The 20,996-nt window shown below is 61.4% G+C and carries 20 protein-coding genes; 5 read left to right on the forward strand and 15 right to left on the reverse strand.

The window, feature by feature from the left end; translation table 11 throughout:
• Positions 1–15: 15 nt before the first annotated feature.
• Positions 16–1,023 (reverse strand): UDP-glucose 4-epimerase GalE, encoded by a 1,008-nt coding sequence (galE, locus tag IEX53_RS05695; protein ID WP_188822310.1) that lies wholly within the window; start codon positions 1,021–1,023, stop codon positions 16–18.
• A gap of 157 nt (positions 1,024–1,180) precedes the next feature.
• On the opposite strand from galE, the gene mazG reads away from it, so the two are divergent.
• Positions 1,181–2,005, forward strand: a complete 825-nt coding sequence (gene mazG, locus IEX53_RS05700; protein ID WP_188822311.1) for a nucleoside triphosphate pyrophosphohydrolase — start codon at positions 1,181–1,183, stop codon at positions 2,003–2,005.
• 289 nt (positions 2,006–2,294) lie between these two features.
• Here the strand turns inward: mazG and hflX are convergent, their stop codons facing one another.
• From hflX to IEX53_RS05720, 4 genes are all read right to left on the reverse strand, one after another.
• Positions 2,295–3,689 carry a GTPase HflX gene (hflX, locus tag IEX53_RS05705; RefSeq protein ID WP_236016051.1) on the reverse strand — a complete coding sequence of 465 codons (1,395 nt, stop codon included), beginning with the start codon at positions 3,687–3,689 and terminating at the stop codon, positions 2,295–2,297.
• 14 nt (positions 3,690–3,703) lie between these two features.
• Positions 3,704–3,943 carry an RNA chaperone Hfq gene (gene hfq / locus IEX53_RS05710; protein ID WP_188822313.1) on the reverse strand — a complete coding sequence of 80 codons (240 nt, stop codon included), beginning with the start codon at positions 3,941–3,943 and terminating at the stop codon, positions 3,704–3,706.
• A 218-nt stretch (positions 3,944–4,161) separates the two neighbouring features.
• The gene (ntrX, locus tag IEX53_RS05715) at positions 4,162–5,523 is read right to left on the reverse strand and encodes a nitrogen assimilation response regulator NtrX (protein WP_188822314.1); all 1,362 of its coding nucleotides are present in this window, start codon (positions 5,521–5,523) and stop codon (positions 4,162–4,164) included.
• Between the two features lie 4 nt (positions 5,524–5,527).
• Complete coding sequence (locus IEX53_RS05720) at positions 5,528–7,783, reverse strand: sensor histidine kinase NtrY-like (protein WP_373288573.1); 2,256 nt, start codon at positions 7,781–7,783, stop codon at positions 5,528–5,530.
• 197 nt (positions 7,784–7,980) lie between these two features.
• Between IEX53_RS05720 and IEX53_RS05725 the strand changes: the two genes are divergently transcribed.
• Positions 7,981–9,048, forward strand: coding sequence for a polysaccharide deacetylase family protein (locus IEX53_RS05725; RefSeq protein WP_236016052.1), 1,068 nt, complete (start codon positions 7,981–7,983; stop codon positions 9,046–9,048).
• Positions 9,049–9,280: 232 nt separating this feature from the next.
• Here IEX53_RS05725 and ntrC read toward each other — a convergent pair whose 3' ends face one another.
• Genes ntrC through dusB form a run of 3 tightly spaced genes read right to left on the reverse strand, consistent with a single transcriptional unit; the run spans position 9,281 to position 12,857 of the window.
• Complete coding sequence (ntrC, locus tag IEX53_RS05730) at positions 9,281–10,735, reverse strand: nitrogen regulation protein NR(I) (RefSeq protein ID WP_188822320.1); 1,455 nt, start codon at positions 10,733–10,735, stop codon at positions 9,281–9,283.
• The gene (locus IEX53_RS05735) at positions 10,732–11,871 is read right to left on the reverse strand and encodes a two-component system sensor histidine kinase NtrB (RefSeq protein WP_373288574.1); all 1,140 of its coding nucleotides are present in this window, start codon (positions 11,869–11,871) and stop codon (positions 10,732–10,734) included. Before IEX53_RS05735 ends, ntrC begins: the two co-directional genes overlap by 4 nt.
• Positions 11,871–12,857 (reverse strand): tRNA dihydrouridine synthase DusB, encoded by a 987-nt coding sequence (dusB, locus tag IEX53_RS05740; protein WP_236016058.1) that lies wholly within the window; start codon positions 12,855–12,857, stop codon positions 11,871–11,873. Before dusB ends, IEX53_RS05735 begins: the two co-directional genes overlap by 1 nt.
• Positions 12,858–13,032: 175 nt before the next feature.
• On the opposite strand from dusB, the gene IEX53_RS05745 reads away from it, so the two are divergent.
• From IEX53_RS05745 to IEX53_RS05755, 3 genes are read left to right on the forward strand one after another with little or no spacing between them, the layout of a single operon-like run.
• Positions 13,033–14,226, forward strand: coding sequence for a bifunctional 2-C-methyl-D-erythritol 4-phosphate cytidylyltransferase/2-C-methyl-D-erythritol 2,4-cyclodiphosphate synthase (locus tag IEX53_RS05745; protein WP_188822476.1), 1,194 nt, complete (start codon positions 13,033–13,035; stop codon positions 14,224–14,226).
• Positions 14,223–14,729 carry a CinA family protein gene (locus IEX53_RS05750; RefSeq protein ID WP_188822322.1) on the forward strand — a complete coding sequence of 169 codons (507 nt, stop codon included), beginning with the start codon at positions 14,223–14,225 and terminating at the stop codon, positions 14,727–14,729. The genes IEX53_RS05745 and IEX53_RS05750 overlap by 4 nt, the downstream gene beginning before the upstream one ends.
• 12 nt (positions 14,730–14,741) lie before the next feature.
• Entirely contained in the window at positions 14,742–14,903 is a 162-nt protein-coding gene (locus IEX53_RS05755; RefSeq protein ID WP_188822323.1) for a hypothetical protein, read from the forward strand.
• A 116-nt stretch (positions 14,904–15,019) separates the two neighbouring features.
• Here IEX53_RS05755 and IEX53_RS05760 read toward each other — a convergent pair whose 3' ends face one another.
• The 7 genes from IEX53_RS05760 to IEX53_RS05790 form a co-directional block, all read right to left on the reverse strand.
• Positions 15,020–15,241, reverse strand: a complete 222-nt coding sequence (locus IEX53_RS05760) for an amino acid transporter (RefSeq protein WP_188822326.1) — start codon at positions 15,239–15,241, stop codon at positions 15,020–15,022.
• Positions 15,242–15,267: 26 nt separating this feature from the next.
• Positions 15,268–15,717 carry a type II toxin-antitoxin system RatA family toxin gene (locus tag IEX53_RS05765; protein WP_188822328.1) on the reverse strand — a complete coding sequence of 150 codons (450 nt, stop codon included), beginning with the start codon at positions 15,715–15,717 and terminating at the stop codon, positions 15,268–15,270.
• Positions 15,718–15,723: 6 nt separating this feature from the next.
• On the reverse strand, positions 15,724–16,695 hold the full coding sequence (gene lipA / locus IEX53_RS05770; protein WP_188822330.1) for a lipoyl synthase: 972 nt from the start codon (positions 16,693–16,695) through the stop codon (positions 15,724–15,726).
• Between the two features lie 69 nt (positions 16,696–16,764).
• On the reverse strand, positions 16,765–17,010 hold the full coding sequence (locus IEX53_RS05775; RefSeq protein WP_188822332.1) for a GlsB/YeaQ/YmgE family stress response membrane protein: 246 nt from the start codon (positions 17,008–17,010) through the stop codon (positions 16,765–16,767).
• A 258-nt stretch (positions 17,011–17,268) separates the two neighbouring features.
• Positions 17,269–18,714 (reverse strand): dihydrolipoyl dehydrogenase, encoded by a 1,446-nt coding sequence (gene lpdA, locus IEX53_RS05780; RefSeq protein WP_188822334.1) that lies wholly within the window; start codon positions 18,712–18,714, stop codon positions 17,269–17,271.
• Between the two features lie 67 nt (positions 18,715–18,781).
• Positions 18,782–19,372, reverse strand: a complete 591-nt coding sequence (locus tag IEX53_RS05785) for a GNAT family N-acetyltransferase (RefSeq protein WP_188822336.1) — start codon at positions 19,370–19,372, stop codon at positions 18,782–18,784.
• A gap of 283 nt (positions 19,373–19,655) precedes the next feature.
• Positions 19,656–20,996: a pyruvate dehydrogenase complex dihydrolipoamide acetyltransferase gene (locus IEX53_RS05790; RefSeq protein ID WP_188822337.1), complete on the reverse strand. Its 1,341-nt coding sequence runs from the start codon at positions 20,994–20,996 to the stop codon at positions 19,656–19,658.

A 20,996-nucleotide genomic window follows, 5' to 3' on the forward strand; every position in this document is an offset into this window, starting at 1 on the left:
ATTAAAAATACCGCTCTACTCATACCCATCAGGGTTCTTCACCTGCCAGTTCCACATATCCTGGCACATCTCTCGCAGTTCCTTCGTTGCCGACCAGCCGAGGAAATCCCGCGCATGGGAGGGATCGGCATAGCATGCAGCCACGTCACCGGCGCGGCGCTGGGCGATTTCATAGGTGACCTGGCGGTTTGAAACGTGCTCGAAGGCCTTGATTACCTCCATCACGCTATAGCCCTGCCCCGTGCCGAGATTGACGGCGAAGCATTGCGGCTCGTCTAGTTTCTCCAGCGCCTTCAGATGCCCCCGCGCCAGGTCGACCACATGGATGTAATCGCGGATGCCCGTGCCATCAGGCGTCGGATAATCATTGCCCCAGACATGCAGTTTCTCGCGCCGCCCGCCCGCGACCTGCGCGATGATGGGCATCAGGTTGTTGGGAATGCCCTTGGGGTCCTCGCCTATGAGGCCGCTCTCATGCGCGCCGACCGGGTTGAAATAGCGCAGAATGCCGAAGTGCCAGGAGGAATCGCTGCGATGCAGATCGCGCAGCATTTCCTCGATCATCAGCTTCGTCCGGCCATAGGGGTTGGTGGCGGAGAGGGGGTGGTCCTCTTCCAGCGGCAGCTTCTGCGGCTCGCCATAGACGGTAGCCGACGAGCTGAAGACGAGCTTCTTCACGCCGGCAGCGCCCATCGCCTCCAGCAGGCGCAGCGTGCCGACGAGATTGTAATCATAGTAGTGAAGCGGTTTCTCGCTGGATTCGCCCACCGCCTTCAGCCCGGCGAAATGGATCACCGCCGTGCAGCCATAGCGGCGAAGTACGTCCTCGAGAAAGGCGCGGTCGCGGATATCACCGGTTTCGTGCGCCGGGGCTTTTCCCGTGATCTTTTCGATGCGGCGCAAGGCTTCCGGATGGCTGTTGTCGAAATTATCGACGATCACCACATCCTGCCCTGCCTGCAAAAGCTCGACGCAGGTGTGGGAGCCGATATAGCCGGCGCCGCCGGTCACGAGAATTGTCATTGCGATCCGCCTTTTCGCCGCGATAGAAGGATTCAGTCTGACGGGATGAGACTGGAGCTCAGCTAGGCTCTAGGCAAAATGTCCCCTCCCCGCAAGCCCGCCCGCGTCACATCTCGGTCAACGAACAATTTCCGCTTAAGCCCCAAGGATTTTTGCCATGAAACCCTCCCGCGACATCGACCGCCTGATCGAGATCATGGCCGCGCTCCGCACGCCCGTTACCGGCTGCCCGTGGGACCTGGAGCAGGATTTCCGCTCCATCGCGCCCTATACGCTGGAAGAAGCGTTCGAAGTCATCGACGCGATCGAGCGCGGCGATCTCGACGATCTGCGTGAGGAACTGGGCGACCTGCTGCTCCAAGTCGTTTTCCATGCCCGCATGGCCGAGGAAGAAGGCGCTTTCGATTTCGGCGCCGTCGTGGAAGCCATCACCACCAAGATGATCCGCCGCCATCCCCATGTCTTTGGCGATGAAGAAGCGCGTGAGGCGGGCATGGCGAAGGGCGCATGGAACCGCATCAAGGCGGAGGAAAAGGCCGAGCGCGCCAGACGCCGGGCGGAGCTAGGCCTCGATTCGGGCGAGCGAAACGGCTTCCTCGACGACGTGCCGCAAGCCCTCCCCGCGCTGATGCGGGCGCTGAAACTGCAGCAGAAGGCGGCGAAGGTGGGCTTCGACTGGTCCGAAGCCGAGCCGATCCTCGACAAGATCGCGGAGGAGACGGCGGAACTGCGCGAGGCGATGCAGAGCGGGCGCAAGGCGGACATCGCGGAAGAATATGGCGACTTGCTCTTCGCGCTCGTCAATCTCGGCCGCCATCTCGACATAGAGCCGGAGAGCGCCCTGCGCGCCACGAACGAGAAATTCCGCTCCCGTTTTCACTTCATCGAGGAGTCGTTGAAAGTACGGAATCGCTCGCTGGACGAAGCTTCGCTGGAGGAGATGGAAGCGCTATGGCAGGCGGCGAAGAAGCCGAAGGAATAGCGGCTGCTACAGCAATCGTCTTATGACGGAATCTACTGCTTGCCATTTTGTCATTGTTGAAGTGGATAGGGAGAGGAATGGATCCCAGTGACAAGCACTGGGATGACGGGTGGGTTGGATGTTCTCGATAATCTCCAACCGTTCCGCATGCCACAATGGTTGTCTAGCAGGGCGAATACCTCACCGCCTCGTCATCCCAGTGCTTGTCACTGGGATCCATTCCTCTACGGTAAAGTTTCCAGTCACGACGAAGATCAAGCTTCGTTGCTTCCGTCTAAAATAAAATGCTCTACTTCCCGCCCTTCACCCGCTCCTGCAGCGTCTTGCGCGCCGTGGCGGTCAGGTCGGCTTCGATCCGGATGGAACCGTCTTCCATGTCCTTGCGGCGGATATTGCTGCCATTGCGGTAGATCCAGTCGACCAAGTGCAGTTCATCGGGGGTGAGGGTGAGCTCGACATGCTCCAGAACACCCGATATGCGGCTTTCGATGATCGAAAGAAGGCGATCGACGCCCTCGCCTGTCGCGGCGGAGATGGGGATGGGCTGGGCCTCCTCCGGAGCCGCCGCGCTCAGGCGCAGGGCGGCTTCGCGCGCGCCTTCGTCGAGGAGGTCGATCTTGTTCCAGACTTCCAGGATGCGCCTGTTGTCGCCGCGCTCGATCCCGAGGCTTACGAGGATGCTCTCGACGTCTTCCGCCTGCGCCGCATTGTCGGGATCGGAGATGTCGCGGACATGCAGGATGAGGTCTGCTTCCACCACCTCTTCCAGCGTTGCCCGGAAGGCGGCGACGAGATGGGTCGGTAGGTTGGAGATGAAGCCCACCGTATCGGAGAGGATTACCGTTTCGCCATGGGGAAGACGGATACGCCGCAGCGTCGGGTCTAGCGTGGCGAACAGCATGTCCTCGGCCAGCACTTCGGCCCCGGTCAGCCGGTTGAACAGCGTCGATTTGCCGGCATTGGTATAGCCGACAAGCGCCACGATCGGATGCGGCACCTTCTTGCGCTTCTGGCGATGCAGGGTGCGGGTGCGCACGACCGTCTCCAACTCGCGGCGGATGCGCAGGATTTTCTCTTGCAGGATACGCCGGTCGGCCTCGATCTGGGTTTCGCCCGGGCCGCCGAGAAAGCCCCCGCCGCCGCGCTGCCGCTCCAAGTGGGTCCAGCTGCGGACGAGGCGGCCCTTCTGGTAATTCAGATGCGCAAGCTCGACCTGTAGCGCGCCTTCCTTGGTCTGCGCCCGCCGGCCGAAGATTTCGAGGATCAGCCCTGTCCGGTCGATGACCTTGGCGTGCCATTCCTTTTCGAGGTTGCGCTGCTGCACCGGCGTCAGTGCATGATCGACGATGACGAGTTCGGCCTCTTTTTCCTTGATGGCTTCCGCGACCGTTTCAACCTTGCCGGTTCCCAAAAGGGTTGCCGGGCGCGGATTGCTGACGGTGACGATCTCGGAATGGACGATGTCGAGGTCGATGGCCCGCGCGAGCCCTTCCGCCTCCTCCAGCCGCGCCTCATTGCTGCGGCGGAATTGCGGGCGGTGAGCATCATCCCCCTGCCCAGCATCCTGCATGCGCTCAGGCAGCACGGGAACGACGACGATGGCGCGCGTGGGGCCTTTCGCGGAGGCGTCGAATCCGAACTCCGCGTCGCCTCCCTGTGGCGTGCGCCCTTTTGATTTGCTCAAATTATCTGTCCAGTTTATTGCGCGTCTTCGCCTTCGAACATCTGCACCGGCTGGCTAGGCATGATGGTGGAGATCGCATGCTTGTAAACGAGCTGCGAATGACCATCCCGCCGCAGAAGCACGCAGAAATTGTCGAACGACGTGACGATTCCGGTCAGTTTGACGCCGTTGATGAGAAAGATCGTCAACGAAATCTTCTGCTTCCGTACGGAATTGAGGAAGAGATCCTGAAGATTTTGCGATCGCTCAGCCATTGTTTTTATCCTTTAATTCGATCAGCAACTGACTCATACGCGGTATGTGGCATAGGCTCGCTTGCCTCAAAAAGCCAAGCGGCTCAAGGCCAATCGAGCCGACAGTGGCAGGCTATGCGAACGCCAAATCCACCCCTCTTTGTTTTGGGTAACAGGATGGCGTTTTTTCTGCAATCCGAAAATTGATTGTATTAAGAAACTATTGCAGCCTGCCGTTTTTACACGCCCAAAGACTTGAGTTTCCGATGAAGCGCCGACCGTTCCATGCCGACGAACTCGGCAGTGCGCGAGATGTTTCCTCCGAAGCGGTTGATCTGGGCGATCAGATATTCTTTCTCGAACAATTCCCGCGCCTCGCGCAGGGGCAGCGCCATGATGTGCTGATCGGATTCGGTCGGCGCGCGCGGCAGCGTGTCGCCGATCTCCGACGGCAGCAGGTCGGCGGTGATCACCGCGTCGGGATTGTCGCTGCGCGCCAGGATCATCAGCCGCTCCACATTGTTGCGCAGCTGGCGCACATTGCCCGGCCAGCTATGCGCCTGCAGAACGGCCATGGCGTCCGGCCCGATCTTGCGCGGCTTGATGCCCGACTGCTCGCCGATCTGCTTCATGAAAAACTCGACCAGCGCCGGAATGTCCTCGCGCCTTGCCGCCAGGCCCGGTACCATGACCGGCACGACCGCGAGACGGTGGAACAAATCCTCGCGGAACCGGCCTTCGGCGATCATCCCCTCGAGGTTCTGGGCCGTGGACGAAATGATGCGGACATCGACCTTGACCCGCTTCGTGCCGCCGACGCGCTCGAACTGCTGGTCGACAAGCACGCGCAGGATTTTGTTCTGCGTCTCGCGCGGCATGTCGGCCACTTCGTCGAGATAGAGGATGCCGCCATGCGCCTCCTCCAGCGCGCCGACCTTGCGTTCGCCGCCGTCCATCTCGGTGCCGAAAAGCTCGATCTCCATGCGCTCCGGCGTGATCATCGCCGCGTTCAGCGTCACGAAGGGCCCATGGGCGCGGCTGGAAAGCGCATGGATGGTGCGCGCCACCAGTTCCTTTCCCGAGCCGGAGGGACCCATAATCATGATGCGGCTGTTGGTCGGCGCGACGCGCTCGATGGTCTGGCGCAGATGGTTCATGGCGAGCGAACTGCCATGCAGTTCGAGGCTGTCGCCGCTGCGCTTGCGCAAGTCGGAAACTTCGCGCTTCAGCTTCGATGTTTCCAGCGCCCTTTCGGCGATGAGGATCAGCCGGTCCGCCTTGAACGGTTTTTCGATGAAATCATAGGCGCCGCGGCGGATGGCGGAGACGGCGGTTTCGATATTGCCGTGGCCGGAAATCATCACTACCGGCAAACCGGGATGCCTGCTCTTGATCTCGTCGAGCAGCGCCAGGCCGTCGAGCCGGCTGCCCTGCATCCAGATATCGAGGAACACCAGCCTCGGCACCCGGTCGCCGATTGCCGCCAGAGCGCTGTCGGCGTCATGAGCCACGCGTGTTTCATGCCCCTCGTCGCTCAGGATACCGGCCACGAGATCACGGATATCTGCTTCGTCGTCCACAACAAGAATATCAGCCGCCATCAGTTCACCTGCCTGCCTTCGCCTTTATCAGGGATTTCTCCCCACCCTCTTCCTTCGCGGGGAAGACCATGCGTATCATCGCGCCCTTGCCGCTGTGGAAATCCACCGGCGCGTCATGCAATTCCATGTGCCCGCCATGTTCCTCGACGATTTTCTTGACGATGGCGAGGCCCAGCCCAGTGCCTTTCTCGCGCGTCGTCATATAGGGCTCCAGCAGCCGCTGCCGGTTCTCGCCCGGCAGGCCCTTGCCATTGTCGATCACCTCCACGACCAGCTGCCCGTCCTCGCGGAAGGCGCGGACCAGGATATGCCCCCCGCCCCTCTCCTCCTTCGGCACGGCGTCGATCGCCTCGCTGGCGTTCTTGATGACGTTGCCGAATGCCTGTCCGAGCAGGCGGCTGTCGAAATCGCCGACCAGCGGCTCACCATTGAAGGCGTGCTCGAACCGGATATCGCTGCGGCTCACCTCGATCAGGAATGCCGCCTCGCGCAGCGCCTCGCGCAGATCCATCGGCTTGATTTCGGGCTTCGGCATGCGCGCGAAGGCCGAGAATTCGTCGACCATGCGGCCTATGTCGCCCACCTGCCGGATGATTGTCTCCGTACATTGGTCGAACACCTCGCGGTCCTCGGTGATGACCTTGCCATAGCGCCGGCGTATCCGCTCGGCGGAAAGCTGGATCGGGGTCAGCGGGTTCTTTATCTCGTGCGCGATGCGGCGCGCGACATCCGCCCAGGCAGATGAGCGCTGCGCCTGCACGAGATCGGTGATGTCGTCCACCGTCACCACATAGGAATGCTCGTCCGATTGAGCGTCTTCCACCGTCACCTGCACGTTGAAGGTCCGCGCCGCGCCGCCCCGTGTCATGGTCACCTGCTCGCGATTGACCGGGCGTCTTGCCGAGCGCGCGATTTCGAAGACCTGGCCGATTTCCGGCGCGATCCCCGACAGGCTCTTGCCGATGGCCTTGCTCGCCTTGATGCCGAACATATGCTCCGCCGAGCGGTTGACGATGCTGATGAGCCCGTCCGTATCGATGCCGATGACACCAGCGGTGACGCCGGACAGCACCGCTTCCGAAAACCGGCGTCGCTCGTCGATCTGGTCCTTGGCGGCGATCAGCTCGTTGCGCTGGCTATTCAGCTCCGCCACCATGTTGTTGAAGGTGCCGGACAAGGCGCCCACATCGCCATCGGAGCTTCTGACCGGAACGGACACGTCGAGATTACCCGACGCCACATCGTCGGCCGCGCCGATCAGCAGGCGGATAGGCCGCACCAGCCGGTCGGCGACGGCAATGCCCGTCCATATGGCCGAAAGCAGCACAACCAGCGTCAAGCCGAAATAGAGCAGCGCAAAGGCGAACTGCGTCGGAATGCGGTTCGCTTCCATAGCCTGATAGCGCTGCCTGTTGGCCTCCATCAGATTCATCGAATCGAGGATCTGCGGCTCGACCTGGCGGATCGTGTAGAGATAGGCGTCCGGTATCTGGCGCATCTTGATGATGGCGCCGACATAATGGGTCGTACCGGGGGGAATCAGAACGGCCTTGCCGTCTTGTGCGGTTTCCAACGTCCCGGGTGGGGGCGGCGGCAGCGCCTTCTCGGAGCCGAGATCGCTTTTCAGGATGATGTCGCCATTCTCGCGCAGGAGGAAGGCGCCCAGCATGCCGCGCCCCCGCGCCTGCAGCGACAACAATTTGATGAAGCCGCTGCGGTCCAGGCTATAGAGCGTGCGCTGCGAATCGAGGTCCTGCAGCATCGAATAGGTCGTGCCCTGCAGGTTGCGGGCGGTTTCGTTGATATAGGCATCCGCGAGATTGCGTGAGGATTCGATGATCTGCTTGGTGTTCGTCTCGAACCAGCGGTCGAGGCCGAGATTGAGCGTGACCGAGGCGACGATCGCCACGATGATCGCGGGGATCGCGGCGATGAGGCAAAAAAGCGCGACGATGCGCACATGCAGCCGCGCCGCCGCCCTGCCATGGCGTCTTGCATGGACGATGCGGTAGATTTCCCGGCAGATGAGCAGGATGAGCACCAGGATCAGCGCCACGTTGATCGTCGTCAGCGCCAGCGTCACGGTCCGGTCGGGGGTGATCGGCGTCAATCCGATCAGGATGACGAAGGACACCGCCGCCGTCACCAGCGCCGTGATGACGGTGATGATGCCAGGCAGGGCGAGCAGCTTGCGCCCCTCGCCATTGCGGGAGGATGCGGTCAGTTGCTCTAGAAGACTCAACCGATTCAATATCGCCATGACTTCCAATTTAAACGAATGCGTTGCATCAGTGCAACGCATTGTGGCGAAATTGCAACGCTTTTGACGAGGCTACGGCGAAAATTGTGAAAAGCCTCGGAATGAAAGCCTCGCATTGCAGAAGTTGCGAATTGCCGTCACGAGATGTAACCAATTTCCTCAATGCAGCCGTCAAACTTGCCTGGGAATTTGCCGTTTTGAAAAGCTTTCACCTGCTGATTCCCCGCGGCGCGATCATGCGTTATGTGAAATATGCTACAATACGCGCGGGCCTTGAGGCGGTTGCACTTTCACGGCTAGGGAGGTTCTTTCCATCATCCGGCGGACGCGGGGTGATCTTCACGCTCCACCATGTCCGTCCGGAGACGGAAACCGGCTTTGCGCCCAATGCCCATCTATCCGTTACCTCGGAATTCCTGGAACAGGCAATCGATGCGGCCTTGGCGCATGGTCTCCTGCCCGTTCACCTACATGACCTTCCAGCGCTGCTGGCAAACCCCAACGATAAACGTACATTCGTTGCCTTCACGCTCGATGACGGCTACCGGAACAATGCGGCGTTTGCGGCGCCGGTCTTCCGCAAATTCAAAGTGCCCTATACGATCTTTGTCGCGCCGGGATTTGTCGAGCGGACACGCACAATCTGGTGGGAAACTGCGGCGGCGGCGATAAAAGACGCCTCTGTGATCCGCTTCGATTTCGGCGATGGGCCGGAGGTGATCGAAACGGCGACGGTGACCCAGAAATTCGCGGCATTCGAGCGTTTGGCTGCCTTCGTCCACTCAACGGACGAAGACGAAGCGGTGCGAAAGATCGATGAGATGGCAATAGCTCACCGGATCGATCCGATGGCCATTGTCGACGATCTCGTCATGAACGAACGGGAATTGCTGGAACTGGCAAGGGATCCGCTCGTTCATTTCGGCGCGCACACCGTCACGCATGTGAACCTGCGTAGGGTAAGTGCGGAACGCCTTGACCGGGAAATTCGGCTCTCGGCGGATGCCATAGAGCGCTATGTGGGCATTCGTCCCCGTTCGTTCTCCTACCCCTATGGCTTTCCCTCCGCTGCTGGAGAACGAGAATTTCGCGCGGCGGCGGATGCGGGCTTTACCGTCGCCGTCACGACACAGCCGGGGGTGTTGAGCCGCGCTAGCCTTGATAAGCCGACAGGACTGCCACGCGTGTCGCTGAATGGGCATTACCAGAAGAAGCGTTATGTCGAGGCGCTGATATCGGGGCTGCTGTTTCGCATAATGAGATGAATTGGTGTGATATCGGGACGTCCGCGGCTGCGCGCCCTCCTTCCCCCTTGCGGGGAAGGTGCCCGCGTTAGCGGGCGGATGGGGGTGGTGACGTTTGCGCTTGCTTCGAAGAATGTAGCGTACGCGTTGGTGACGTTTGCGCTTGCTTCGAAGAATGTAGCGTACGCGTCACCACCCGACCCTTCGGGCCACCCTCCCCACAAGGGGGAGGGAAGGTGCGAGCCGGAATGCCCTACCCCTTCGCCCCCCGGTAAATATTCACCCCCAGCTCCCGGATCTTCTTCCGCAGCGTATTGCGGTTGAGCCCCAGCAGATCCGCCGCCTTGATCTGGTTGCCGCGCGTGGCGGTGAGGCAGGCGAGGATCAGCGGGTATTCCATTTCCGCCAGCACACGCTGGTAAAGGCCCGGGGGCGGCAGGTCGGAGCCGAAGGAGGCGAAATAGCGCTGCATGTTGACCTCCACCGCCTGGGCGATGGTCATATTGTCAGAGACGAGCGATCCGCTGACCGGCTCCGGCCCATGCAAATCGGATTTCAGCTCCGCCTCGATCACTTCAGGCGCGATCTCCTCCTGCGGGTAGAGCGCCGCCAGACGCCGCACCATGTTTTCCAGTTCGCGGACATTGCCTGGCCATGGATAGCGGCGCATCAGGTCGATGCCCGCCGCGGTGATGTGCTTTTCCGGCAGGCCGTCCTTCACTGCCTGCTTGAAGAAATGCCGCACGAGATCGGGAATGTCCTCGCTCCTCTCGCGCAAAGGCGGCAGGCGGAGCGGCACCACGTTCAGGCGGTAATAGAGGTCTTCGCGGAAAAGCCCCTGATTGATGAGGATGCGCAAATCCTTATTGGTCGCCGCGACGATGCGCACATCGGTCTTGATCGGCGTGCGCCCGCCGACCGTCATATATTCGCCCTGCTGGAGCACGCGCAGCAGCCGCGTTTGCGCCTCCATCGGCATGTCGCCGATTTCATCGAGGAACAGTGTGCCGCCATCGGCCTGCTCGAAACGCCCGCTGGAGCGGTTCTGTGCGCCGGTGAAGGCGCCCTTCTCATGGCCGAACAGTTCGGATTCGATCAGATCGCGCGGGATCGCCGCCATATTGATGGCCACGAACGGCCCCTTGCGGCGGCGGCCATATTCATGCAGCGCGCGGGCGACGAGTTCCTTGCCGGTGCCGGACTCGCCGGTGATCATCACGGTCAGATCCGTCTGCATCATCCGCGCGAGCACACGATAGATATCCTGCATCGCCGGCGAGCGGCCGACGAGCGGCATGTTCTCGCCCTGCTCTTCCGCGCCCCGCACCTCGAGCTTTTTCTTTGGCTCGCAAAGCGCCCTGCCGACAATGCTGACGAGCTCCGTCAGGTCGAAGGGTTTGGGCAGATATTCATAGGCCCCGGCCTCCGAGGCCTTGATTGCGGTCATGAAGGTGTTCTGCGCGCTCATGACCAGCACGGGCAAATCGGGCCGGGATTTTTTGATGCGCGGCAGGAGGTCGAAGGCATTCTCGTCCGGCATCACCACATCGGTGATGACGAGATCGCCATCGCCGCCGGAAATCCAGCGCCAGAGCGTGGCGGCATTTGAGGTGACGCGGACGTCATAACCGGCGCGCGACAGCGCCTGGTTCAAAACAGTGCGGATCGCGGCATCGTCATCGGCGATGAGTATGCTGCCCAGGCTCATGCGTCGGTTCCTGTCATTTTGTGGCTGTTGGTTTCCGTCTCTTCGCCTTTCCAGGCGGGCATGAGAATGCGGAAGGTGGTGCGCTTGCCTTGGCTATCGCATTCGATCACGCCGCCATGGTCGCCGACAATCTTGGCGACCAGGGCAAGGCCAAGGCCGGAGCCGTTGGGCTTGGTGGTAACGAACGGATCGAAGAGATGCGGCAGCAGGTCAGGCGGTACGCCCGGCCCGGTGTCATGTACGCAGAACTCCAGCGGCAGCGCCACACGGTCGCGCACGCCGGGCACGGAAAGCCGTATGCCGGGGCGGTAGGCGGTCGAAAGCGTGATCTCCCCCGCCTCGTCATGGCCGATGGCTTCGGCGGCATTCTTCACTAGATTAAGGAATATCTGCACCAGCTGGTCGCGATTGGCATAGACCGGCGGCAGCGAGGGATCGTAATCCTCGACGAATTTGATGTGGCTGGCAAAACCGTTGCGGGCGATGGCCTTCACATGGTCGAGCACGACATGGATATTGACCGCCTCGCGGTCGATAGGACGCTCGTCCGAGAAGACCTCCATGCGGTCCACCAGCGAGACGATCCGATCCGTTTCGTCGGTGATGAGCCGGGTCAGGGAACGGTCCTCGTCGCTGACAACGCTTTCCAGAAGCTGCGCCGCGCCGCGAATGCCCGACAGAGGGTTCTTGATTTCATGGGCCAGCATCGAGGCAAGCCCGGTGACCGAGCGCGCCGCGCCGCGATGGGTCATCTGCCGGTCGAGCTTCTCCGCCATCGATTTTTCTTTGAAGAGGATGACGACGGCGCCCGGAAATTCGCTCACGGGCGTCACATAGATATCCACCACCCGGTCGCTACCGAGACGAGGCGAGGAGATATCGACGCGGTATTCGTTGACCGGCGATGGATGCGCCCTCACCTGCTCCACCAGCGCCGTGAGCGGGCTGCCGAAGGGCAGGAAGGCGTCGAGCTTGTTGCGGGCGAGGATGTTCGAGCTGGAGCGGAAAAACTGTTCCGCATCCGCATTGGCGAAGGTGATGTAGCCTTCCGCATCCACCATGATGACGGGATGACTGATCGTATTGAGCACGATCGAGGCCATCGCCTCGGTTGCCGACTTCTCGCGCACGTTCATCACGCCACCTTCTTCATTTCGATTGGCTGGGAAAAGGCTTGGGTCAGTTTCCGGATGACGGCGGCGGGGTCGGTTTCCGTCATGATCGCCGCCCGGTCGCCTGCGGACAAGCCGCTCGCATGGCGGTCGAGATACCAGCCCAGATGCTTGCGGGCATGGCGGGTTCCGGTGGACGCGCCGTAATGATCGAGCATCGCCTCGTAATGGGCGATGACGTAATGAAGGATATCGCCCGGCTTCGCCGGCGTTCCGCTGGCAATTTCTCCCGCCAGCCAGGGCTGCCCATAGCTCCCCCGGCCGATCATCACCCCATCCGCGCCTGACCGGACGAGTATCTCCTTGGCATCCGCCGCCGAGAGCACATCGCCATTGGCGACGAGCGGAATCCTGATCGCCTCGCGCACCGCGCGGATGGCGTCCCAGTCGGCCTTGCCCTCATAGAACTGGCAGCGGGTGCGGCCATGAACCGTCACCATGCGTACCCCCGCCTCTTCGGCGCGGCGGGCGAGTTCCGGCGCGTTGATGCTCTTCTCGTCCCAGCCGAGCCGCATCTTGAGCGTCACCGGCACCTGCACGGCCTTCACCGTCGCCTCGACCAAAGTCATGGCATGGTCGAGATCGCGCATCAGCGCCGAGCCGGAATAGCCGCCCGTCACCTTCTTGGCCGGGCAGCCCATATTGATATCGATGATATGAGCGCCCTCGCCTTCCGCGATACGCGCCGCCTCGCCCATCCAGCGCGCCTCGCGCCCCGCGAGCTGCACCACATGGGTCTCCAGCCCCTCGCCCATCATACGGGTCAGGCTTTCACGGTCGCGCGAGCACAGTTCCGCGCTCGCCACCATCTCCGAGACGACCATGCCCGCCCCCGCCGCCCATGCCAGCTTGCGAAAAGGGAGATCCGATACGCCCGACATCGGCGCCAGAAATACGCGGTTGCGCAATCTGATATCGCCTACGTATAAAGCTTCACCGAGATTGATCACGCTCGCCATTGCCTGTTTCATGTGCATTGCTCTTGGTTAGCCTAGTCATTAGACAGGAAGAAGAATTTCCGCAAGGAAAAGCAGTGCTTGGCAACGATGGCATTGATTCCCGTCTGGTATTTCCCCACAGCAGGCATTAATCCGGCATCGAAGCAGAAAATAAGGCAGAAGTACCATTAAAGTCGCAGCCGTCATTGTCGCAGCCGGCCGTGGAGAGCGTGCCGGCCAGAGCACCGAAGGGCCGAAGCAATATAGGCGCATCGGCGGCGAAGCCGTGCTTGCGCATACGCTGCGCGCCTTTTTCGACTGTCTGCAGATCGCCCATGTCGTCAGTGTGATTCACCCCGACGACCATCAACTTTACGAGCAGACGACAGGGGAACTCGGCGCGCGGGCGATCGTCGTCACCGGCGGTCCGACGCGACAGGAATCGACCCGGCTCGGGCTTCTGGCGCTCACCGCGCACCAGCCGGATTACGTGCTGATTCATGATGGCGTCCGCCCGTTCATCGCGCAGGACCTTCTCCAGCGCATCATCCGCACGCTGCACCCGGCTATCGGCGTGCTCCCGGCGCTTGCCGTTTCCGATACGCTGAAGCAGGCGGGGCCGGACGCGCATGTGAAGACGACCGTGCCGCGAGCGGGCCTCTATGCAGCGCAAACGCCGCAGGCCTTCCCCTTCGGCCCGATCCTCGACGCCCATGAAGCCGCATGGCGCGTCGGCCGCGCGGATTTCACCGACGATTCCGCCATCGCCGAATGGCACGGGCTTGCGATGCGCGTGGTGGAAGGCTCCGCCGACAATACCAAACTCACCTGGGCGAAGGATATCGAAATGGCCGACAAGCGGTTCGCGCAGGAGCGCGGAATGTTCCCTGACGTGCGTACAGGGAATGGCTATGACGTCCACGCCTTCGAGCCGGGCGACCATGTGACGCTGTGCGGCGTGGAAATCCCCTACACGCAAAAACTCTCCGGCCATTCGGATGCCGATGTCGGCCTCCATGCCCTCACCGACGCCCTGCTCGCGACGCGGGGCGCCGGGGATATCGGCACGCATTTTCCCCCCTCCGACCCGCAATGGAAGGGGGCCGCCTCCCGCATTTTCGTCGAGCACGCGGTCAAGCTGGTACGGGAAAAGGGCGGGCGGATCGCCAATGCGGATATCACGCTGATCTGCGAAGCGCCAAAGGTCGGCCCGCATCGCGAGCGCATGACCGCCGCCCTCGCCGATATGCTTGGCATTGCGCCGGATCGCATCTCGATCAAGGCAACCACCAATGAGAAACTTGGGTTTATAGGGCGCGGCGAAGGCATCGCGGCCATCGCCACCGCAACTGTCATCTACCCGGGAGAGGTGCCCGAATGAAAGACAAGGCTGTAGAAGAAAAAGCTGAAGCCGTGCTCGCCGCCTGTCGCAAGGCCGGAATGATGCTCGCGACGGCGGAATCCTGCACCGGCGGCCAGATCATATCGGCGCTGACCGATATTGCCGGTTGTTCCCATGTGGTCGACCGCGGTTTCATCACGTATTCCAACGAGGCAAAGCAGGAGATGCTGGGCGTCCCGGCTGCGCTGATCGAACAGGTCGGCGCGGTATCCAGGGAAGTCGCCCTCGCCATGGTGGAAGGCGCCCTCGCCCACTCGCATGCAGGCGTCGCAATCGCCGTCACCGGCATTGCCGGCCCGGATGGCGGCTCGGAAGAAAAGCCCGTGGGCCTCGTCCACATCGCCGCCATGCGCCGGGACGGCAAGGCGGTCCACCGCGAATGCCGGTTTGGCGATCTGGGCCGCGATGGCGTGCGCCGCGCTACGGTGCTGACCGCGTTGGGGCTGGTGGCGGAAGTGTTGGGGACTGAAACCAACAAGTGACGGGGCAATCAAATGCGACGTCTGGTAACTATTGCTCTACTTGGCATCCTGTCAGGCACATCGCTCGCCCGTGCGGAAACTGTTGTTCTGTGCACCGCTATTGCCGATGCAGCCACCCGAGATGGCGTGCGCCGCGCGACGGTGCTGACAGCGCTGGAGGTGGTTGAGTTATGACCAGAAGGAAAACAAGCCGGGATATCAGCGTATATGTCTCACGTAATAGAGCCCCCAAGCGCCGATGAGTAGTCCACCAACCGGGGCAATGAACAGCGACAGCATTTGTAGCGTTGTCATGTTCGCATCCTTCTGAGGGCTATGCTTGCCATATAATGTAAGCCAGCGGAGACGATAACGCAATTCATGCTCATAAAAATTAAAAATAGCGTTGGGCCAGAATTACTGTACAGGGCGGAAAAAAGAGGAGCCAATCCGCCAACAGCAAAAAGAGCAATGCCAATGCCATTGAGATATGTCGCCAGCAGCTTGATGCGCTCGTTATGAATCAAAGTCATGCCACCCCTCCCCCAAGTGATATTATTCACCCATATATCTCATCCGCCCTACGCTCGAACGCCTCCGTAAACTTGCGGAAGGCGATGTCGAACATCGTGCCCATCAGCAGCCCGAGCGTACGGCTTTTGAACTCATAATCGATGAAGAACTCGATCTCGCAGGACGATCCGTCGCCCACGGGCCGGAAGGACCAGCGATTGTTGAGGTAACGGAACGGGCCGTCGATATAGTTGACGTCGATGATGTTTTCCGCCGGGTTGAGGAACACCTGGCTGGTGAAGGTTTCGCGGATCAGCTTGTAGCCCACCGTCATGTCGGCGATGAGCAGCGTGCGGTCGTCGCGCTCCTTGCACGAGCGGATCGTCAACGCCTCGCACATGGGGAGGAACTGCGGATATTTTTCGACATCGGCGACAAGCGCGAACATCTCTTCAGCCCGATGCCGCACCTGCCGTATCGTCGTGAACTGAGGCATGAGTAATTAAGCTCGTCCTGCCATTTGTGCTTCGCGCGCCGCCTTGAGCTTGGCGAAATCCTCGCCCGCGTGGTGCGAGGAGCGCGTCAGCGGGCTCGATGCCACAAGCAGGAAACCCTTGGTCCGCCCGATGGTTTCATAGGATTTGAATTCTTCGGGGGTCACGAAGCGGATGACCGGGTGATGCTTGCGCGAAGGCTGGAGATATTGGCCGATGGTCAGGAAATCCACTTCCGCGGATCTGAGATCGTCCATCAGCTGGAGCACTTCGTTGCGCTCCTCGCCCAGACCCACCATGATGCCGGACTTGGTGAAGATCGTCGGGTCGAGTTCCTTGACCCGCTGCAGCAGCCGGATGGAGTGGAAATAGCGCGCGCCGGGGCGAACCTTGAGATAGTTCGACGGCACGGTTTCGAGATTGTGGTTGAAGACGTCAGGTTTCGCTTTCACCACGATTTCGAGCGCGCCGTCCTTACGCAGGAAATCCGGCGTCAGGATTTCGATGGTCGTCGCCGGCGACGTGGCGCGGATGGCGTGGATGACGTCGGCGAAATGCTGCGCGCCGCCATCGTCGAGGTCGTCACGGTCCACTGAGGTAATGACCACATGGGTAAGGCCCATCTGCTTGACGGCCTTCGCCACATTTTCCGGCTCTTGTCTGTCGAGCGCCGTGGGAATGCCGGTCGCGACATTGCAGAAGGCGCAGGCGCGGGTGCAGATCTCACCCATGATCATGAAGGTGGCGTGCTTCTTGTCCCAGCACTCACCGATATTGGGGCAGCCCGCCTCCTCGCACACGGTCACCAGCTTGTTCGAGCGGACGATCTCGCGCGTCTCGTTATAGCCTCTCGACACCGGCGCTTTCACGCGGATCCAGTCCGGCTTCTTGAGAATCTCCGAATCCGGCCGATGCGCCTTTTCCGGGTGACGCAGACGCTTTTCAGCAGAAAGGTTCGTCCTGTCGAGAATGGTGACCATCGAAAACCTGCTTTCAACCCGTTGGCATGACCCCGAAACGATCAGGGTCATGCAATGAAACGCCTTGCGTCAATTCCTGACGATCTTGGCGATGAACAGCAAGATGCAGGAGCCGACAAAGCCCTGCACCAGATAGCCGAGCCATCCCGCCGCGATATGGATATTCGCGGCATCAAAAATGGCATTGGCAAGCACCGCGCCGATAATGCCGATCACGATGTTCATGAACACGCCGAAACGAAGGCCCATCACGATCCCGGCAAGCCAGCCCGCCAGGCCCCCAATGATAACAGCTGCAATCCAACCCACACCCATTTGAATTCCCTCCTGAAAAAGCCCCCCATGATATGGGCGGTTATTTGCAATTATGCAACGATTGAACGTTGCGCCAAGACACCCCCCTCTGCCCTGCCGGGCATCTCCCCCACAAGGGGGGAGATTGGCCTTCATCGATGGCCAAGCTACATCCTGCAACGTAGGCGATTGGCGAAACCGGCAATCTCATCCAATCTCCCCCCTTGTGGGGGAGATGGCCGGCAGGCCAGAGGGGGGTGCCTGGCGCATCCGCCCGAATTAAGCGTTCAGCACCCGCCCGTAGGCATCCAGCACGCTTTCCTTCATCGCTTCCGAAAGGGTCGGGTGCGGGAAGATCGTGTGGATCAGCTCTTCCTCGGTCGTCTCCAGATTCATGGCGATGACGAAGCCCTGGACGAGTTCGGTCACTTCCGGGCCCACCAGATGAGCGCCGATGAGTTCGCCGGTCTTCTTGTCGAAGATCGTCTTGACCATGCCGTAGTCTTCGCCCAGCGCCACGGCCTTGCCATTGGCGGTGAACGGGAAGCGGCCGACGCGGATGTCGCGGCCCTGCTCCTTTGCCTTGGCTTCGGTGAGGCCCACGGAGGCGACCTGCGGGGTGCAATAGGTGCAGCCGGGAATCTTCAGCTTGTCCATCGGGTGGACATTCGGCAGGCCCGCGATCTTTTCGACGCAGATCACCGCCTCATGCTCCGCCTTGTGGGCGAGAAGCGGCGGGCCGGCCACGTCGCCGATGGCGTAGATGCCCGGCACATTGGTCTTGCCGTAGCCATCGATCACGATGAAGCCGCGATCCGTCTTCACGCCGACGGCTTCCAGCCCGATATTCTCGATATTGGCCTGCACCCCCACGGCGGAAATCATCCGGTCGGCGGTGATGGTCTCCTTCGAGCCGTCCTTCTTCTCGATGGTCGCGGTGATGGAATCCGCGCCCTTTTCCACCTTGGCGACCTTCGCCTCCAGATGGATCTTCATGCCCTGCTTTTCGAACTGCTTCCTGGCGATGGCGGATATCTCGGCATCCTCCACCGGCATGACCTGGTTCATGATCTCGACGACCGTGACGTCAACGCCCATGGCGCGGTAGAAGCTGGCGAACTCGATGCCGATCGCGCCCGAGCCCATGACGAGCAGCGATTTCGGCAGCGCTTCCGGCTTCATCGCCTCGAAATAGGTCCAGATCAACTTGCCATCGGGCTCGATGCCCGGCAGCGCGCGCGGGCGGGCGCCGGTGGCGATGATGATGTGCCTGGCGGTGTAGGTCCCCTCGCCCAGCGTATTCTTCGGCACGGGGCCGACCGGCTCAACCGGCTTCTTCGACGGCTTGGTGACGGTGATCTCGCCGGGCTTGGTGATTTTCGCTTCGCCCCAGATGATGTCGACCTTGTTCTTCTTGAACAGGAAGCCGACGCCATTGTTCATCCTGTGCGCGATGCCGCGCGAGCGGGTGACGATGGCCTTGATGTCAGGCTTGATCGTGCCGTCGAGCGTCAGGCCATATTCCTTGCCGTGCTGCGCGGTGGTCAGCACATCGGCGGAGCGCAAGAGCGCCTTGGTCGGGATGCAGCCCCAGTTGGAGCAGATGCCGGCCAGATGCTCACGCTCCACGACCGCCACCTTCATGCCCAATTGGGCGGCGCGAATGGCGGCGATATAGCCTCCCGGACCGGAACCGATAACGATGACGTCGTAGTTGTTGGCCATACTACCCTGCCTTGTTTTGGTCGCGTGATCCTATCCAAAAAAGTCTGCAGCTTTTTGGGACCATGCTCTAGTTCACTTCACGGGTGAGCAGCACCCAGTCGTGTCTCTTGTCCTGGCCGATGCGCTCCAGCGCTTCGAGCCGTTCAATTTCCTTGAAACCCTGCGCCGCATAAAGCGAAAGCGCTATCGTATTGTGGCTTTCGGTGATGAGGCTGATCGCCGGATTGCCGTTGCGCTTCGCCATCTCGATCTCATGGGCGACAAGCGCGCGACCGATGCCTTTGCCACGGAACTCCCGGTACACGCCGACGCTATCGACAAAGCGATGGCCGACCGCCTTCCGCTGCAATTCGATCAGCTGATCCAGCACCGGATGTCGCCCAAACCAATCTGTGACGCTCTCATCCAGCGCAAAGCCGACAGACAAACCGGCGATCTCGCCGCCCCATTCGGCTATGGTCGTGCTTTTCCAGCCTTGCTCCTCATCGGAGCGCATTATCTGCAGCCCACGCTCCATAGCGGTCTCGGTGCGGCCGTCGAGCACCGCACCATACCAGAGCCAGGACGCAAAACCGTGCGCCGAGATATCCACCAGAATGGCGATCTCTGCGGCTTCGCGGCGTTCAGCCGGGCGGAGGTGAAGATGTTCGACCGTCATTGCTCTCCGGGTTCCGCTCTCCCTTGCAGGAAGGGGGTGGAGCGTCTCTCCAATAAAATCGCCAAGCGCCCACGTCCTTCGAGGCTCATTCCGCTGCGCTCCACGAGCACCTCAGGATGAGGGCTACTGGTAGCGCCGACGCCCCTTCACCCTCATGGTGAGGTGCGATTGGAGCGCAGCGGAATGAGCCTCGAACCACGAGGGTGAAGGGGCTCCAGCGCGTCACCACCCTCATCCGTCCGCTACGCGTCCACCCTCCCCGCAAGGGGGAGGGGAACATTGATTAGACCAGCATGCCCATCGGGTTCTCGATGTAGCGCTTGAAGGCGGAGGCCAGTTCCGCGCCGAGCGCGCCGTCGATGACGCGGTGGTCGAAGGCGAAGGTGGCCGTCATGACAGTACCGACCTTGAGCTCGCCATTCTTCACCACCGGCTTTTCGATGCCCGCGCCGATGGAGACGATGGAGGCATGCGGCGGGTTGATGATGGAGGTGAAGTTCGACACGCCGAACATGCCAAGATTGGAAACGGCCGTGGTGCCGCCCTGATACTCGTCCGGCTTCAGCTTCTTGTCGCGGGCGCGCTTGGCGAGGTCCTTCATCTCGTTGGAGATGACGGACAGCGTCTTCGTCTCCGCCTTGCGGATGATCGGCGTGATCAGCCCATCGGGGATCGCCACGGCGACGCCGACGTCGGAGTGCTTGTGCTTGACGCGGGCCGTCGAGGTCCAGGAAGCATTCGCCATCGGCACGTCGCGCAACGCGAGCGCCATCGCCTTGATGATGAAATCGTTGACCGAGAGCTTGAAGGCTGGAACCTCGCCCTTCTCCGTCTTCGTCACCGGGGCGGATTTGTTGATCTCGGCGCGCAGCTTAAGCAATGCGTCGATCTCGCAATCCATCGAAACGAAGTATGACGGAACCGTCTGGTGCGATTCGGTCAGGCGCGCCGCAATCGTCTTGCGCATGCCGTCATGCGGCAAAAGCTCGTATGAGCCTTCCTCGAAGAGCTTGAGCACCGCCTCATCGGACGGGCCCTTGGCCATGGCCGGCGCGGCCTGCGGCTGGGCAGCCGGAGCAGCCTTTGCGCCGCCGGAGCTAGCTGCCTTCTCCACATCCGCCTTCACGACGCGGCCATGCGGGCCGGAGCCGGAAATGGCCGATATGTCGAGCCCGGCTTCCTTCGCCAGCCGCCGGGCGAGCGGCGAGGAGAAAACACGGTTACCGGATGCCTGAGCGGGAGCCGCCCTGGGCTGTTCCTGCTTCGCCGGCTCGGCAGCTTTCGCCTCGGGGGCGGGAGCGGGTTTTTCCTCGGTCTTCGGCGCATCCGCCTTGGCCGGAGCGGCAGAACCGCCGCCCTTCGCCGCATCGGCCACGTCCTCGCCCTCTTCGGCGAGGATCGCGATCAGCGCATTGACCTTGACGCCTTCCGTGCCCGCCGGGACGACGATCCTGGCGACCGTGCCCTCGTCGACGGCTTCCACTTCCATGGTCGCCTTGTCGGTCTCGATCTCGGCGATCACGTCACCGGGGGCGACCTTGTCGCCCTCCTTGACCAGCCATTTGGCCAGATTGCCCTCTTCCATCGTCGGGGAAAGGGCCGGCATGGTGATATTGATCGGCAT

This window comes from Paramesorhizobium endophyticum (genome assembly GCF_014640615.1).
In the GTDB taxonomy this organism is placed as follows: domain Bacteria; phylum Pseudomonadota; class Alphaproteobacteria; order Rhizobiales; family Rhizobiaceae; genus Paramesorhizobium; species Paramesorhizobium endophyticum.

What these genes read in the sequence shown, in the direction of transcription:
- galE (WP_188822310.1), bottom strand. Translation starts at nt 1,023, where the DNA reads ATGACAATTCTCGTGACCGGCGGCGCCGGCTATATCGGCTCCCACACC.
- mazG (WP_188822311.1), top strand. Translation starts at nt 1,181, where the DNA reads ATGAAACCCTCCCGCGACATCGACCGCCTGATCGAGATCATGGCCGCG.
- hfq (WP_188822313.1), bottom strand. Translation starts at nt 3,943, where the DNA reads ATGGCTGAGCGATCGCAAAATCTTCAGGATCTCTTCCTCAATTCCGTA.
- ntrX (WP_188822314.1), bottom strand. Translation starts at nt 5,523, where the DNA reads ATGGCGGCTGATATTCTTGTTGTGGACGACGAAGCAGATATCCGTGAT.
- IEX53_RS05720 (WP_373288573.1), bottom strand. Translation starts at nt 7,783, where the DNA reads ATGGCGATATTGAATCGGTTGAGTCTTCTAGAGCAACTGACCGCATCC.
- ntrC (WP_188822320.1), bottom strand. Translation starts at nt 10,735, where the DNA reads ATGAGCCTGGGCAGCATACTCATCGCCGATGACGATGCCGCGATCCGC.
- IEX53_RS05735 (WP_373288574.1), bottom strand. Translation starts at nt 11,871, where the DNA reads ATGAACGTGCGCGAGAAGTCGGCAACCGAGGCGATGGCCTCGATCGTG.
- IEX53_RS05750 (WP_188822322.1), top strand. Translation starts at nt 14,223, where the DNA reads ATGAAAGACAAGGCTGTAGAAGAAAAAGCTGAAGCCGTGCTCGCCGCC.
- IEX53_RS05755 (WP_188822323.1), top strand. Translation starts at nt 14,742, where the DNA reads ATGCGACGTCTGGTAACTATTGCTCTACTTGGCATCCTGTCAGGCACA.
- IEX53_RS05760 (WP_188822326.1), bottom strand. Translation starts at nt 15,241, where the DNA reads ATGACTTTGATTCATAACGAGCGCATCAAGCTGCTGGCGACATATCTC.
- IEX53_RS05765 (WP_188822328.1), bottom strand. Translation starts at nt 15,717, where the DNA reads ATGCCTCAGTTCACGACGATACGGCAGGTGCGGCATCGGGCTGAAGAG.
- lipA (WP_188822330.1), bottom strand. Translation starts at nt 16,695, where the DNA reads ATGGTCACCATTCTCGACAGGACGAACCTTTCTGCTGAAAAGCGTCTG.
- IEX53_RS05775 (WP_188822332.1), bottom strand. Translation starts at nt 17,010, where the DNA reads ATGGGTGTGGGTTGGATTGCAGCTGTTATCATTGGGGGCCTGGCGGGC.
- lpdA (WP_188822334.1), bottom strand. Translation starts at nt 18,714, where the DNA reads ATGGCCAACAACTACGACGTCATCGTTATCGGTTCCGGTCCGGGAGGC.
- IEX53_RS05785 (WP_188822336.1), bottom strand. Translation starts at nt 19,372, where the DNA reads ATGACGGTCGAACATCTTCACCTCCGCCCGGCTGAACGCCGCGAAGCC.
- IEX53_RS05790 (WP_188822337.1), bottom strand. Translation starts at nt 20,996, where the DNA reads ATGCCGATCAATATCACCATGCCGGCCCTTTCCCCGACGATGGAAGAG.